Genomic DNA, 13445 nt, shown 5'->3' with positions numbered 1-13445 from the left:
TTTCTGTTTTTCAACCCCTTGACCTACCGGCGCACTGCGCCCCAGAACCATGACCACTCTCGGCACCCCCCTGTCGGCCTCGGCCACCAAAGTCATGCTGCTCGGCTCCGGCGAGCTTGGCAAAGAAGTCCTGATCGCGCTGCAGCGCCTGGGCGTCGAGACCATTGCTGTGGACCGCTACGAGAACGCCCCGGGCCAGCAGGTGGCCCACCACGCGCGCACCATCACCATGAGTGATCCGGCCCAGCTCAAGGCCCTGATCGAAGCCGAGCGCCCGCACCTGGTGGTGCCGGAGATCGAAGCCATCGCCACCCCCATGCTGGAAGAGCTGGAGGCCGCCGGTGTGGTGCGCGTGATCCCCACCGCCCGTGCCGCCCGCCTGACCATGGACCGCGAGGGCATCCGCCGCCTGGCCGGTGAAACCCTGGGTCTGCCCACCAGCCCCTACCAATTCTGCGACTCGCTGGCCGAGTTGCAGGCGGCCATCGATGGCACGGATGGCCAACCGGGTATTGGTTACCCCTGCATCGTCAAGCCCGTGATGAGCAGCTCGGGCAAGGGCCAGAGCAAGATCGACGGCCCGGCCGACGTGCAAAAGGCCTGGGACTACGCCATGGCCGGTGGCCGCGTGAGCCACGGCCGCGTGATCGTCGAAGGCTTCATCGACTTCGACTACGAAATCACCCAGCTCACCGTGCGCTCGGTGGGCGCCGACGGCCAGATCGTCACCAGCTTCTGCGACCCCATCGGCCACGTGCAGGTCAGCGGCGACTACGTGGAAAGCTGGCAACCCCACCCCATGCACCCGGCCGCACTCGAAAAATCGCGCCAGATCGCCCAGGCCGTCACCGACAACCTCGGCGGCCAGGGCCTGTTCGGCGTGGAACTGTTCGTCAAGGGCGAGCAGGTCTGGTTCAGCGAGGTCAGCCCGCGCCCGCACGACACCGGCCTGGTCACCCTGTGCACCCAGCACCAGAGCGAGTTCGAACTGCACGCCCGGGCCATCCTGGGCCTGCCGGTGGACACCAGCCTGCGCAACCCCGGCGCCAGTGCCGTGATCTACGGCGGCGTCGAGGCCCAGGGCATCGTGTTCGATGGCGTGGACGAGGCCCTGGCCATCCCCGGCACCGACCTGCGCCTGTTCGGCAAGCCCGAGAGCTTCGTCAAGCGCCGCATGGGCGTGGCCCTGGCGCGCGGCACCGACACCGACCAGGCCCGCGCCACCGCCAAGCTGGCCGCCTCCAAGGTCAAGCCGCGGGTGGGCTGAGCGGGCGAGGCGGGGCTGAGCGAGGTTGGGCACCATGGCGATGAACGAAGCACAGATCCGTCAGGCGCTGATCGAGCGGCTGCGTCGCCAGCCGCAAGGAGCGTCGGCCAGCCTCATCTCCGAACTGTGCATCGATCGCTTCGAGCGCCGCGTTGACCTGGTTCAGGTCGGGGCCCGCCTGGCGGCTTTCGAAATCAAGAGCGACCGGGACCGGTTGACTCGGCTGCCGGGGCAGCTCGACAGCTATTGCCGTTTTTTTGAGCGCGTCACAGTGGTGTGCACCTTGCGGCACCTGACGGCGGTGCAGGCTCAGACCGCGGCTACGGTCGGGCTCTGGACGGTGGACGCCGAGCGGGGTTTCAAGGTAGTGCGCCCATCCTGCTTGTTGCGGGGGCCGCGGCTCGAAGGCTGGTTGAGCTTTCTGCCCGTGTCCGAGTTGCGTCGCCTGTTGCGATCCCATGATCGACCTGCGCGCGGAACCCGTGAGGACTTGCTCGTCCAGGCCATGACCCTGTCCACGGCGGTGGTGCGGGCTCAGGTACTGGCCAGCCTGCGGGCCCGTGAAGCACGATTGGCACCATGGCGGGCTCAGCAAGGTGCCATGACCGATGTCCTACCGCGGGGCGCGGTGCCGCTCACTCCAGAGGCCCGTCTGCAGGCCTTTCTCAGCCGCGTCGCGATGCCAGAGCGAGCCCTGGCCAGGCGGGTTCCACAGCCTTACTCATCCTCGTCTGTTTGATCCTCAGCTTGCAGCAGTCGCTGTGACAAAGCCAACTGCCGGGCCAGATGGAGATTGACCCGAACAGCGATCCACGACACAGGCGCGACACCGTACGGATGGCCCTGAGCCGCTTGCAGAATCATGTCTTCGCCCCAAAGCCCACGTGTGCCCAGACTGAGATCCGAGGCCATGATGGCCTGGGCTGCAGAGATATAGCCCTGGCGGGAGTGGTCTTTCGGGCTGCGAGCGAACTCCCAGCTCAATTCCCCTGGATAGTCAACGCGGGCAGCCCAGCGCATAGCGCTCGATTCGTCGTAGACCACAGAGTGGATCGATCCGTGGTCGCCGTAGGCTGCTACGGCATGGCCACCGATGCGGGCGTGCAATTCACGCTCCAGAATGTCGATGGTTCCTGCGTTTTGGCTGGGGTTGGCAAATGGCAGGACTGAGGCCGGAAAACTGGTGGAGCTGACCACGATCAACAGGTCCGGAAACGCTGATCGGAGCTGGTTGATCGTGAGCAGTGTGGCTTGAACGTACGTGGGCAGCGCCGCGCGGATGAATTGGGCATCGATGAAGACAATCGCGCGTGTTGGATCGTCCATGGCGCTGAGGGCCTGGATGACCAACGGGGGATGATGCTCGAAGTCCGTCATTCGGAACGCCAACTGGCCAGCCTGCTGTTCCAGCCCACGTGCCTGTTGCAGCCAATCACGCAATGAGGCCTCTGGGTGGTTTTGAAGTACCGGCAGGACTTGGGGCCAATCCTTGACGAAGTCTCGCCAAGCCTTAAATCCCTGGCGCGGGCTGCGCAAGCGCTGCTGAAGATCGGGAAGGTGGGTGAGGTCCTGGGTCAGATCCAGGCAGTAGGGCGCTCCGGCCATGACTTGTGCTGCTTTCTCGGCACCCTTGGCGAAGTCGGTGGCTTTGGGCCACCGCCCCAAGGTCAGCAGGGGAAGCATGGCCTGTTTTTGTTCCGAGTGCAGTTGATCAAGGCCCTTGAGCTCTGCCTGCCGTGTCCGGAGCATCGGGAAGTAGGGGTAACGGTCCAGTGGGATCATCGAATTCCTCCGTGAATTCGACGATTGTTGGGTGCTGCCTCGAACCCTGCCCGGCCTCTCGATGGTCGGCCGGACCATTCCGATGACAGCTGTTTTCTGGTGTTACTCAGGCCCCCTCACCCCAGCTTGCGATAAAGCGTCTGCCGGCTGATGCCCAGTTGGCGGGCCGCGGCCGAGAGGTTGCCGCGGGCGTTCTGGATCGCCTGCTGCACGGCGGCGCGGGAGATGTCGGCCAGTTTCTGGTCGGGGCCCATCGTGGGGGCGGTCGTTGTTGATGTCGGGGTGGATGCCGGCACCGCCCGGGGGCCGGCGGCGGGGCGCAGCAGGGCCAGCATGTCGTCGGGCAGGTGGGGCCAGTCGACCGTGGTTTCGCCGGCATCGAGCAGGGCGATGGCGGTGCGCAGCACGCTGGCGTACTGGCGCAGGTTGCCGGGCCAGGGGTAGGCGGCCAGGGCGCGCAGCAGGTCGGGGGCGATGCTCAGCGGCGGTTCGCCGCCCAGTTCATTCAGCAGCTTGCGGGTCAGGGCCTCAAAGTCGCTGCGCTGGCGCAGCGGCGGCAGGATCAGGGTCAGGCCGTTGAGGCGGTAGTACAGGTCGGCCCGGAAGCGGCCGGCCTCGGCCGCCTCGCGCAGGGGCTGGTGGGTGGCGCAGATCAGGGCGAAATCGACGGCCACCGGGGCGCCGCCCCCCAGCGGCGTGACCTGGCGCTCTTGCAGCACGCGCAGCAGGCGGGTCTGCAGGGCCAGCGGCATGTCGCCGATCTCATCGAGGAACAGGGTGCCGCCGTCGGCCTCGCGCAGGCGCCCCAGGCTGCCTTCCTTGCGTGCGCCGGTGAAGGCGCCGGGGCTGTAGCCGAACAGCTCGGATTCGATCAGGTGCTCGGGCAGGGCCGCGCAGTTGATGGCCACAAACGGGCGGTGGCGGCGCGGCGAACTGTCGTGCACGGCGCGGGCGAACAGCTCTTTGCCCACGCCCGATTCGCCATGCAGCAACAGGGGGATGGGTTTGCCGCACACGCGGCGGGCTTTGTCGGCGACGGCTCGCCAGGCGCTGTCACCGGTGTCGAGGGCGGCCAGGGCATCCTGCTCGCGGGGGGCCACGTCGACCGGGTTGCGCCGGGGGGCCGGCGCACGCACGACCACGCGTTGGCCGGGCTGGGTGCGCAACTGGGCGTGCAGCACCGAGCCGTCCTTGCGGTGCAGCACCAGGGGGCTGTCGTGCTGGCTGGCGGCACGGGCCAGCAAGGTGTCGATGCGGGTGTCCAGCACGCGGGCGATCGGGGTGGCCCCGATGTCCTGGCGGCTCAGGCCCAGCCAGGCCAGGGCCTGCCGGTTGGCGCCCATGATCCAGCCGTCCTCGGACAGCGCGACCACGCCCTCGGCCAGGGTGCCGATGCCGTGGGCCTGGGGGTGCAGGTGCAGACAGGTGCTTTGGCGGCAGGTGGTGGCGAACAGGCGGTTTTCGATCATGCGCGCCGCCGTGTTGACCAGGCCCAGTGTGTGCGGGTGGTGGCTGCGCTGGTCGCCCGAGATGTCGAGGATGCCCAGCAGTTCGCCGGTGGCCGAGACGATGGGCGAGGCCGCGCAGGTCAGGAAATCGTTGCGCTCCAGGTAGTGCTCAGGGCCGTGGATTTCGATGCCGCAGGCTTCGGCCAGGGCCGTGCCGATGGCGTTGGTGCCGCGCTGGCTTTCGTGCCAGCAGGCGCCGGCCTGCAGGGCCACGCGTTCGGCCTTGCCCAGGAAATCGGCATCGCCCAGGGTGTGCATGAGGGTCCCGTGGCGATCGGCCAGCACCACCATGCTGTGGCTGTGGCGCACCTGTTCGAACAGGTACTCCATCACCGGCTGCGAGTGGTTGATGAGGTCGATGTTGCAGGCCAGCGACTGGCGCAGCTCGCTGCCGCTCAGGTGGTCCACATGGTGCATGCCGCTGGCCGGGGTGAGTCCGGCGGCGAGGCTGCGCTGCCAGGAGCGGGCCACGCGCTCGTCCACCGCCTCCAGCGGCAGGGGGCCACCTTGTTGCAGGCGCAGCCGGGCCTCGCGCAGCACAGGGCCGGGAACGGGGTACGGGGTCGCCATGGTCATGTGTCTCCTGGGCGCTCGCAGCGCGCTCTGGGGCAGAGTTTAGGCGGTGTGACCCTCGGTGTGACACCGGCAGGGTTTGCGCGGGCCGGGTGTTCCATTTTTGGACAGGTGTCTTGCAATGCAACGTCCGCGGGCTGTCCGCCGGTGTCGCCATTTGACGCGTGACAAGGCGGCTCGCGCCGTTTTCAAGGGCTTCGGGTTTGTCCTTAATTGTTGAAAAAAATCCTTGCCAATCAATGGCTTGCGGCGCAGGCCGGCGGGCATTTCCAGGGCCTTGGCCCAGGCTGGGTACGCGGTGGCACAGGTCTTGAGAAGCAGTGACGTCCGCCAGGCATGGGCCGGCGACTTTTCTGACAACAGCTGGAGACACGCATGATTTACGCCGCACCCGGCGCCGCTGGCGCCAAGATCGTCTACAAACCCCGTTACGACAACTTCATCGGTGGCCAATGGGTGCCGCCGGTCAAGGGTCAGTACTTTGACGTGGTCACCCCGATCTCGGGCACCGTCTACACCCAGGCCGCCCGCTCGGGTGCCGAAGACATCGAACTGGCCCTGGACGCTGCCCACGCGGCTGCCGACAAGTGGGGCAAGACGCCCGCCGCCGACCGCGCCAACATCCTGCTCAAGATCGCCGACCGTCTCGAAGCCAACCTCGAGCTGCTGGCCTACGCCGAGACCGTGGACAACGGCAAGCCGATCCGCGAAACCCTGAACGCCGACATTCCGCTGACCGTCGACCACTTCCGCTACTTTGCAGGCTGCGTGCGGGCCCAGGAAGGCGCCCTGAGCGAGATCGACGAGAACACCGTGGCCTATCACCTGCACGAGCCCCTGGGCGTCGTCGGCCAGATCATTCCCTGGAATTTCCCGATCCTGATGGCCGCCTGGAAGCTGGCTCCGGCCCTGGGTGCCGGCAACTGCGTGGTGCTCAAGCCCGCCGAATCCACCCCCATCAGCCTGCTGGTGTTGGTCGAGCTGATCGCCGACCTGCTGCCCCCGGGCGTGCTCAACATCGTCAACGGTTTCGGCCGCGAAGCCGGCATGCCGCTGGCCAGCAGCCGCCGCATCGCCAAGATCGCCTTCACCGGCAGCACCAGCACCGGCCGCGTGATTGCGCAGGCCGCCGCCAACAACCTGATCCCGGCCACCCTGGAGCTGGGCGGCAAGTCGCCCAACGTCTTCTTTGCCGACGTGATGGACCAGGACGACTCCTTCCTCGACAAGGCGATCGAAGGCCTGGTGCTGTTTGCCTTCAACCAGGGCGAGGTCTGCACCTGCCCCTCGCGCGCCCTGATCCAGGAATCGATCTACGAGAAGTTCATGGAGCGTGTGCTCAAGCGCGTGGCCGCCATCGTGCAGGGCAACCCGCTGGACACCGACACCATGATCGGTGCACAGGCCAGCAAGGAGCAGCTCACCAAGATCCTGTCGTACCTGGATCTGGGCAAGCAAGAAGGCGCTGAAGTGCTGGCCGGTGGTGCCCAGTCGCATCAGTCGGGTGACCTGGCCGGTGGCTACTACGTGCAGCCCACGCTGTTCAAGGGCCACAACAAGATGCGCATCTTCCAGGAAGAAATCTTTGGCCCGGTGCTGGCCATCACCACCTTCAAGGACGAAGCCGAAGCCCTGGCCATTGCCAACGACACCCTGTACGGCCTGGGCGCCGGCGTGTGGAGCCGCAATGGCAACGTGGCCTACCGCATGGGCCGCGCCATCAAGGCCGGCCGTGTGTGGACCAACTGCTACCACGCCTACCCGGCCCACGCGGCCTTCGGCGGCTACAAGGAATCGGGCATTGGCCGGGAAACCCACAAGATGATGCTGGACCACTACCAGCAGACCAAGAACCTGTTGGTCAGCTACAGCGAGAACAAGCTGGGCTTCTTCTGATCCGGCAGACGCTGGATTGAAACTTCTCTCTCTTTGACGCGCCCCGTCGCCCGGCCCTGGCCGGGTGCCCGGGCGCTTTTTGCCTTTTGCCTTTTGCTTTTTGATCCGGAGGTGTTCCATGGTCGACAAAGTGATCGCCACGCCCGCGGCGCTGGCGCTGATCGCGCAACTGCGCGCCGAGCACGGCAGCTTCTTCTTTCACCAATCGGGCGGCTGCTGTGACAACAGTGCGGCCAATGCCTACCTGCCCGGCGAGCTGACCATTGGCGCGGGCGATGTGTACCTGGGCGACATCGGAGGCATCCCGTTCTACATCGGGGCCAATCAGTACGAGTACTGGAAGCACACCCAACTCATCATCGACGTGATCGACGGCACGGGGGGCACCTTCTCGCTGGAGGGCCCCACGGGCCAGGCGTTTTTGACGCGCTCGCGCGTGTTCACCGACGCCGAGGCCGCCGAACTGGGGCTGTGAGCCCGAGGGCTCAAGTGGCCTCGCGCACCCAGCCCTGCACCCAGCCCTGCAGCAGCACACCCGCCACCAGAGCGCACAGCGCAGCGCCCTGGGCCAGGGCCTCAAAGCCGTGGTGGGTCAGCACCCAGCCCCCGCCGAATGAGCCCAGGCTGACCGCCAGGTAGGTGGTGCAGCTCAGGCAGGCCATGGCCAGTCCGCGCGCTCGTTCGGAGACCTGGGTGACCAGCGTGGCGGTGCCGGTCTGTGCCAGGCCTTGCAGCACCCCCCAGCACAGCATGGTGACCGCCAGGGTGGCTGGGTGGGCGGTGGCAGGGGCCAGGCCCAGCAGCAGGCAGGCCAGCAGCAGCAGGGCCCCGCGCAGCACCTGTGTCTTGCCAAAGCGATCAAGCACGCCGGCATTGAGCGTGCTGGCCATGAGGCCCAACCCATAGCAGGCCACGAAGAGGGCGAAGCCTCCGCTGCCCAACTGCAGCTGGGATTGCACTGTCACCCCTAGAAAGGTGTAGACGCCGTAGAAGCTCAGCATGTCGAAAAAGTTCAGGGCCAGCAGCGGCAGCGCTGCTCGGTCCAGCCGCGGGCGCCGGGCCGGCGCGTGCCCCGGTGCCGATGGCGGGCCTGAACGGACCGCGCATGGCGCCCCTTGGGTGGGCGAGGACGGCGGCGATAAGGGCTGAGGCAAGGGCTGAGGCAAGGGCGCGGCCGGCATGCGGCCTACCCGCCAGGCGGCCACGGCCGCCAGCAGCGCCACCGCGACAAAGGCCAGTCGCCAGCCCCACAGCTGGGCGATCAGCCCCCCGACCGGGATGCCCAGGGTCAGGGCCAGCGACCAGCCTGCCATCACCCGGCCCATGGCCCGGGCCCGATCGGCAAAGGCGGTGCAGTCGCCCACATAGGCGTAGCAGGCCGGCAGGAAGGCTCCCGCCGCCGCGCCGCACAGGGCTCGCGCGGCCACCAGCGTGACCAGGCTGTTGGCCAGTGCGCACAGCAGGCCCGCCAGCACGAACAAGCCCAGGGCGGCCCGCAACAGGGTCAGGCGGGGTATCCGGTCGCCCCAAAGGCCCACGATGGGGGCGGCGCCCGCCAGCGCCAGACCATAGGCCGAGACGGCCCAGCCGGCCTGTGCCGGGCTGGCATCAAAGGTGTGGGCCAGATCCCCCAGCACGGGCGAGATGACCAGCCCTTCGACGCCGATGGCGGTCACTCCCAAGGTCAAGCCCAGCAAGGCCCAGGGCTGCAAGGGGGCCGGTGCCCCCTGGGCCTGACGGATGGCGGCGGTGCTGTTGCCGCTCATGGCCTGGCCTCCGCCATGCCGGGGCTTGAGCGCGAGCCCAAGGGCGGATGGGGCACAAAGCAGATCCAGGGCATGGCCAGGTTCGGACGCAGTTCGCGCACCACCTCCAGGCCGAAGTGGGTCGCGCACAAGGCGTTGGTGATGCAGGCCGAGGGCTGGGGGGCGGCCAGCAGCAGACGGCAGGCCTCGGCGTTCGAGTCAGCCTGCCGGGCTTGCACCCAGCACAGGCCCAGTTCGGGCAACAAGGGCGTGACTGCCGCATGGTGGATCAACTGCTGCAGCCGAGGCGCGATCGGCCCGGTGCAGGTGGCCAGCACCAGGGCGGGAATGGGCATGATGAACACCTGGCTGGCCAGCAGGGCCTCGTCCATGATGAAGGTGTTGAGCCGGGGGTAGGCGGCCGGTACCAGCAGGGCGTCGGCCCGCCCGGTGCGCAGCAGCTCACGGGCGGCCTCGAAGGAGCTGCAGCCGACAGTCTCGCGGGCGCCACCCCAGCGGCGGGCCACGTGCATGCTGCAGGTCAGCTCGGCGCTGTCGTCGCCCAGGGTGGCCAGCCGCTGGTGGAGCGGCCTGGTTCTGGGCGGCCCACTCCCGGCTGTGGTGGCAGGCAGCGCGGCTGGCAAGCCGGCCGCGTTGCTTGCCGGTGGGGGCCGGTGCTGCGGGGCATGGGCCCTGGCAGCGGAGGAAGGTCGGGTGTGCATGGGGTGTCTCCCTGGGCTTGGGTGCCCTGGCCCACCGTGGGCCGGGCGGCTGGGCGAGTGTTGCAAGCACCGTTGGCCCGGGTCTTGAACATTCTTGCCAGACTGCCGGCCGGGCGCAGGCGCCCAGGTCAGCGGCATGGCCCATCAAAGGCCCGGCGGTTCAATGCCCGCACGGTCGATGCCCAGATCGTTCAACGGCCTGGCATTCAACGGCCTGGCAGTTCAACACTTTGAAAGTGCCGGGGGTAGTGGCCCGGTGTCACGCCGCGGAACTTCTTCAGTTCACGCGTCAGATGGGCCTGGTCCGCATAGCCGCAGTGCGCTGCCACCTGGCCCGCCGGCATCGCTTGAAGCAGCAGGTCCTCGGCCTGCTGCAGCCGCATCTGGTTGCGGAAGAACACCGCCCGCATGCCGAAGGTGTGCCGGAACGCCCGGCTGAAGGCGGTCGGGCTCAGTTGCAGGCCCTGGGCCCCCAGGGCCAGGGTGGGTTGGCTTTGGGTGGCTTCCAGCCAGGCGCGCAACTCGGGTCGTTGCAGTGGGTGGGGGGGCCGGTGGCTGTGCTGTGCCCAGCCTGAGCCGGAGCCCAGCACGGTGCGGGCCATGTGCACGGCGGCGCCCAGGTCCTGCCGGTCCAGCGCCTGGGCCAAGGGCATGGCCAGGGGGTGGGCCGGCAGCACGGGGTCGCCCCGCCAGGCCAACCCGGCTGGTGCCGTGGCGGGTGCCGCAGCTGGGGTGCAGTGCCCAGGCATGGGCTCGGGCCAAAGAGGCACCGACCTCAGGGCGGACTCGGCCAGGTACAGGGCCTGGTATCGGGCGCCTTCGCTGCTCAGCGCCTGGTGGATCTCGAAGGGGGCGATCACCACCAGATCGCCCCGGTGTGCGGTGTAGGCCTGCCCGGCGCACTGAAAGTGGCAGGCCCCCTGGGTGATGGCCGCCACAAAGAACTGCTCGTGGAAATGGGGCTCGAAGCGGTGGGCACCGATGTCCCAGCGCAAGGTCCGGGCGTGGCGGTGCGGTGCGGGGCGGCGGTGGCGAGGCTGGGGGGTGGGCTGTCGGGCATGGCGGTGTCCTGGGGCGTCATCGCAGCCTAGCAAAGGACGGGCTGGCTGTGCTGGCGACTGGTCGGCGCCAGCGGGCCTCAAGGCAGCAGGTTGGGCAGCTGCTGGTCAAACTGGCTGCGCTGCTCAGGACGCAGCAACTCATCGAGTTGCCGGGCCGAGGCCACCAAGGCGTCCAACAGCACCTGACGACGGTGTGCGTCGTTGGCGCGGCGCTCCAGCGATTGCAGGGCAGTTTCCTCGGTGCTGGCGTAGCGACCTCGGTACACATCGGCCGCCCAGTCGCTGGCCTTGCGCTGGAAGCTGTTCCAGGCGGCGTTCTGGGCGCCTTCCAGTTGCAGGCGCAGGCGCAGTGCAACCAGTTGGTCAGCCAACTGATTCAGGCGGGCGGAGGGCGTTACAAAGCCCTCGCCACGGGCGCTGGCAGCGGCTTCGCTGCCCGGCCCGGCGCCGTGGCGACCACCGGCCCCCATGCCTCCCCCCATGCCGCCCATCTGGGCGTGTGCGGTGGCGCAGGCCAGGCACAGTGTCAGGCCAAGAGAGATCAGGGGGCGGGTCTGCAAAGGAGTGTTCATGGGCTTCATCACACCCGCCCGAGCGGGTCAGAAATGGGCCCGGCGGCGGTGCGCACAAGCCTAGTCGTGGCGTGTGTCTACCACGTCAAGCGCCGGTTGGTGTTGCGCAAAAAGACTGGGGCCCAGGGGGCTCGTGTTCAACCCGCTTTGGGTCGAGGTGCCGCCTTGGGGGCCGGTTCAGGCAGGGCCAGCGCCGTGGTGCGCACCAGGTCGACCAGCCATTCGCGCTCGTCCCAGTGGTCAGGGTCGATGTGGAAGTAGGGCTTGCCGCCAGGGTAGGGGGGCTTTTCGTCGGCGCTTTTGAGCAGCGGGCGCGCTGCCTCGGTGGGTTTGAGGAACAGCTGGTCATCGCAGACCAGGCCCACCGGCTTGCCGGCCAGGTAAAGGCAGTATTCGCCGAACATCTTGCGCACCGAAACCGGGCCCGCCGCGGCGAGCTGGTCCAGCAGGTGGTCGATGGTGCTTTGTCTTGTCCCCATGGTGTCCTCCGTGAATGGCCGGATGGGCGCATTGTGACCGCTTTGTCGCGCCCGCAAAACCCCTGATCCTGTGGCGCTTGCGCCAGCGCAAGAAGGCAGCTTCAGGTTCGCAGGGCCCCTGCGGGCAGCCTCATCACTGGAACGCCACCTCGGCAAAACTGCGCAGTTTGCGGCTGTGCAGGCGAGCCATGCCTTCGGCGCGCAGGATCTCCAGGGCGCGGATGCCGATGCGCAGGTGCTGGTCCACCCGCTCGCGGTAGAAGTGGTTGGCCATGCCTGGCAACTTGATCTCGCCGTGCAGCGGCTTGTCGCTCACGCACAGCAAGGTGCCGTAGGGCACGCGAAAACGGAAGCCATTGGCCGCGATGGTGGCGCTTTCCATGTCCAGCGCCACGGCGCGGCTCTGGCTGAAGCGGCGCTGCGGCTGGTTGTCGGGCAGCAGCTCCCAGTTGCGGTTATCGGTGCTGGCCACGGTGCCGGTGCGCATGAAGCGCTTCAGGTCGGGGCCGGCCACCTGGGTGACGTCGCTGACCGCGGCCTCCAGCGCCAACTGGATTTCGGCCAAGGCCGGGATCGGCACCCACAGCGGCAGTTCTTCGTCCAGCACGTGATCCTCGCGCACGTAGCCGTGCGCCAGCACGTAGTCGCCCAGTTGCTGGCTGTTGCGCAGTCCGGCGCAGTGGCCCAGCATGATCCAGGCGTGCGGGCGCAGCACGGCGATGTGGTCGGTGATGTTCTTGGCATTGGCCGGGCCCACGCCGATGTTGACCATGGTGATGCCACTGTGGTCGGCCCGCACCAGGTGGTAGGCCGGCATCTGCGGCAGGCGCGGCGGTGGCGCCCCCAGCTCGTCGCCGGGTTCGGCCCCCAGGCCCACCCGGCGTGTCACCACGTTGCCGGGTTCGATGAAGGCGATGTACTCGCTGCCGGGGTTCTTCATCTCTTCGTGGCCCAGGCGCACGAACTCGTCGATGTAGAACTGGTAGTTGGTGAACAGCACGAAGTTCTGGAACGCGCGTGGCGAGGTACCGGTGTAGTGGCGCAGCCGGTGCAGCGAGTAATCCACCCGCGGCGCGGTGAACAGCGACAAGGGCAGGGCCTCGCCGGGCTTGGGTGTCCAGGTGCCGTTGGCAATGCCGTCGTCCATGGCGGCCAGATCGGGCAGATCGAACACGTCGCGCATCAACTGGCGGCGCTCGGCGCTCATCTGGCCCTCGACGTGGTCATGCTCGCTGAACGAGAAGTGCACCGGGATGGGCTGGTTGCTGGTGCCCACCTCCAGCTCGACGCCGTGGTTCTGCAGCAGCAGGGTGAACTGCTCCAGGTAGTACTCGTGGTAAAGGTCGGGCCGGGTCAGGGTGGTTTCAAAGTGACCAGGGCCGGCCACAAAGCCATAGGCCAGGTGGGCAATCTCGGGGTTCTGCATGCTGCGCGACACGGTTTCGGTGTGGATGCGCACAAAGGGGTAGCAGGCCCGCACATGGCCCGGCAGGGTTTCGCCCTGCACGAAGCGCTGCATGCTGTCGCGCAGGTGGGCGATCTGCTGGTCGTAGATGGTATGCACCTGTTGCAACGCCGATTCGGCGCTGAGATGGCGGGTCGGGGCGATGAAGGGAGGTAAATACGGCATGAGTGCATTGTGCCGTTGGGTTGTGACGGGTTTGGGCTTGGTGGGGGATTTTCATCATGCGATGATTTTTTGGGGCTGTGGCGCCGCTGCGCTCTGGTCGTTCTGTTCTTTGTTTCAGGGCGGAGGCCGGGGGTTCGTCCCGGCGGCCGAGGCACTTTTCTTTGCTTCGCCAAAGCAAAGTACCCAAAAGAAAGGCGACCCGAAGTCAGG

The 13445-nt window shown here is 67.6% G+C and carries 13 protein-coding genes; 5 read left to right on the top strand and 8 right to left on the bottom strand.

The window, feature by feature from the left end; translation table 11 throughout:
• Nucleotides 1-49 precede the first annotated feature (49 nt).
• Both purT and AC3WUT_RS27175 read left to right on the top strand, forming a co-directional pair.
• Nucleotides 50-1267: a formate-dependent phosphoribosylglycinamide formyltransferase gene (gene purT / locus AC3WUT_RS27180; RefSeq protein ID WP_492350182.1), complete on the top strand. Its 1218-nt coding sequence runs from the start codon at nt 50-52 to the stop codon at nt 1265-1267.
• A 34-nt stretch (nt 1268-1301) separates the two neighbouring features.
• Nucleotides 1302-2006 (top strand): sce7726 family protein, encoded by a 705-nt coding sequence (locus AC3WUT_RS27175; RefSeq protein ID WP_492350181.1) that lies wholly within the window; start codon nt 1302-1304, stop codon nt 2004-2006.
• Here the strand turns inward: AC3WUT_RS27175 and AC3WUT_RS27170 are convergent.
• Complete coding sequence (locus tag AC3WUT_RS27170) at nt 1985-3049, bottom strand: beta family protein (protein WP_492350180.1); 1065 nt, start codon at nt 3047-3049, stop codon at nt 1985-1987. The two genes, AC3WUT_RS27175 and AC3WUT_RS27170, sit on opposite strands and share 22 nt — an antisense overlap.
• A 116-nt stretch (nt 3050-3165) precedes the next feature.
• Nucleotides 3166-5127, bottom strand: a complete 1962-nt coding sequence (locus AC3WUT_RS27165; RefSeq protein ID WP_492350179.1) for a sigma-54-dependent Fis family transcriptional regulator — start codon at nt 5125-5127, stop codon at nt 3166-3168.
• 378 nt (nt 5128-5505) lie between these two features.
• Here AC3WUT_RS27165 and adh point away from each other — a divergent pair, with 378 nt between their 5' ends.
• On the top strand, nt 5506-7026 hold the full coding sequence (gene adh, locus AC3WUT_RS27160; protein ID WP_492350178.1) for an aldehyde dehydrogenase: 1521 nt from the start codon (nt 5506-5508) through the stop codon (nt 7024-7026).
• Nucleotides 7027-7144: 118 nt separating this feature from the next.
• Nucleotides 7145-7501: a DUF779 domain-containing protein gene (locus tag AC3WUT_RS27155; RefSeq protein WP_492350177.1), complete on the top strand. Its 357-nt coding sequence runs from the start codon at nt 7145-7147 to the stop codon at nt 7499-7501.
• A 10-nt stretch (nt 7502-7511) separates the two neighbouring features.
• Here AC3WUT_RS27155 and AC3WUT_RS27150 read toward each other — a convergent pair whose 3' ends face one another.
• The 6 genes from AC3WUT_RS27150 to AC3WUT_RS27125 form a co-directional block, all read right to left on the bottom strand.
• Entirely contained in the window at nt 7512-8792 is a 1281-nt protein-coding gene (locus AC3WUT_RS27150; protein WP_492350176.1) for an MFS transporter, read from the bottom strand.
• Nucleotides 8789-9493 (bottom strand): hypothetical protein, encoded by a 705-nt coding sequence (locus tag AC3WUT_RS27145; protein WP_492350175.1) that lies wholly within the window; start codon nt 9491-9493, stop codon nt 8789-8791. The genes AC3WUT_RS27150 and AC3WUT_RS27145 overlap by 4 nt, the downstream gene beginning before the upstream one ends.
• Nucleotides 9494-9699: 206 nt before the next feature.
• The gene (locus AC3WUT_RS27140; protein ID WP_492350174.1) at nt 9700-10488 is read right to left on the bottom strand and encodes a helix-turn-helix domain-containing protein; all 789 of its coding nucleotides are present in this window, start codon (nt 10486-10488) and stop codon (nt 9700-9702) included.
• A gap of 143 nt (nt 10489-10631) precedes the next feature.
• Nucleotides 10632-11126 (bottom strand): hypothetical protein, encoded by a 495-nt coding sequence (locus AC3WUT_RS27135; RefSeq protein ID WP_492350173.1) that lies wholly within the window; start codon nt 11124-11126, stop codon nt 10632-10634.
• Between the two features lie 137 nt (nt 11127-11263).
• Entirely contained in the window at nt 11264-11605 is a 342-nt protein-coding gene (locus AC3WUT_RS27130) for a TfoX/Sxy family protein (protein WP_492350172.1), read from the bottom strand.
• 133 nt (nt 11606-11738) lie between these two features.
• Nucleotides 11739-13235 carry an AMP nucleosidase gene (locus tag AC3WUT_RS27125; RefSeq protein ID WP_492350171.1) on the bottom strand — a complete coding sequence of 499 codons (1497 nt, stop codon included), beginning with the start codon at nt 13233-13235 and terminating at the stop codon, nt 11739-11741.
• Here AC3WUT_RS27125 and AC3WUT_RS27120 point away from each other — a divergent pair.
• A partial coding sequence (locus AC3WUT_RS27120; RefSeq protein WP_492350170.1) for a hypothetical protein occupies nt 13234-13445 on the top strand: 212 nt, incomplete at its 3' end. The two genes, AC3WUT_RS27125 and AC3WUT_RS27120, sit on opposite strands and share 2 nt — an antisense overlap.

It is taken from the genome of Curvibacter sp. EU05-FHT14A10 (genome assembly GCF_058791075.1).
Note: the sequence above shows the minus strand (reverse complement) of the source record. Positions and strands in the feature narration are given on the sequence as shown.

Coding starts and splice junctions, on each gene's coding strand:
- AC3WUT_RS27130 (WP_492350172.1), bottom strand. CDS start 11,605: ATGGGGACAAGACAAAGCACCATCGACCACCTGCTGGACCAGCTCGCC.
- AC3WUT_RS27150 (WP_492350176.1), bottom strand. CDS start 8,792: ATGAGCGGCAACAGCACCGCCGCCATCCGTCAGGCCCAGGGGGCACCG.
- purT (WP_492350182.1), top strand. CDS start 50: ATGACCACTCTCGGCACCCCCCTGTCGGCCTCGGCCACCAAAGTCATG.
- AC3WUT_RS27165 (WP_492350179.1), bottom strand. CDS start 5,127: ATGGCGACCCCGTACCCCGTTCCCGGCCCTGTGCTGCGCGAGGCCCGG.
- AC3WUT_RS27175 (WP_492350181.1), top strand. CDS start 1,302: ATGGCGATGAACGAAGCACAGATCCGTCAGGCGCTGATCGAGCGGCTG.
- AC3WUT_RS27155 (WP_492350177.1), top strand. CDS start 7,145: ATGGTCGACAAAGTGATCGCCACGCCCGCGGCGCTGGCGCTGATCGCG.
- adh (WP_492350178.1), top strand. CDS start 5,506: ATGATTTACGCCGCACCCGGCGCCGCTGGCGCCAAGATCGTCTACAAA.
- AC3WUT_RS27170 (WP_492350180.1), bottom strand. CDS start 3,049: ATGATCCCACTGGACCGTTACCCCTACTTCCCGATGCTCCGGACACGG.
- AC3WUT_RS27145 (WP_492350175.1), bottom strand. CDS start 9,493: ATGCACACCCGACCTTCCTCCGCTGCCAGGGCCCATGCCCCGCAGCAC.
- AC3WUT_RS27135 (WP_492350173.1), bottom strand. CDS start 11,126: ATGAACACTCCTTTGCAGACCCGCCCCCTGATCTCTCTTGGCCTGACA.
- AC3WUT_RS27125 (WP_492350171.1), bottom strand. CDS start 13,235: ATGCCGTATTTACCTCCCTTCATCGCCCCGACCCGCCATCTCAGCGCC.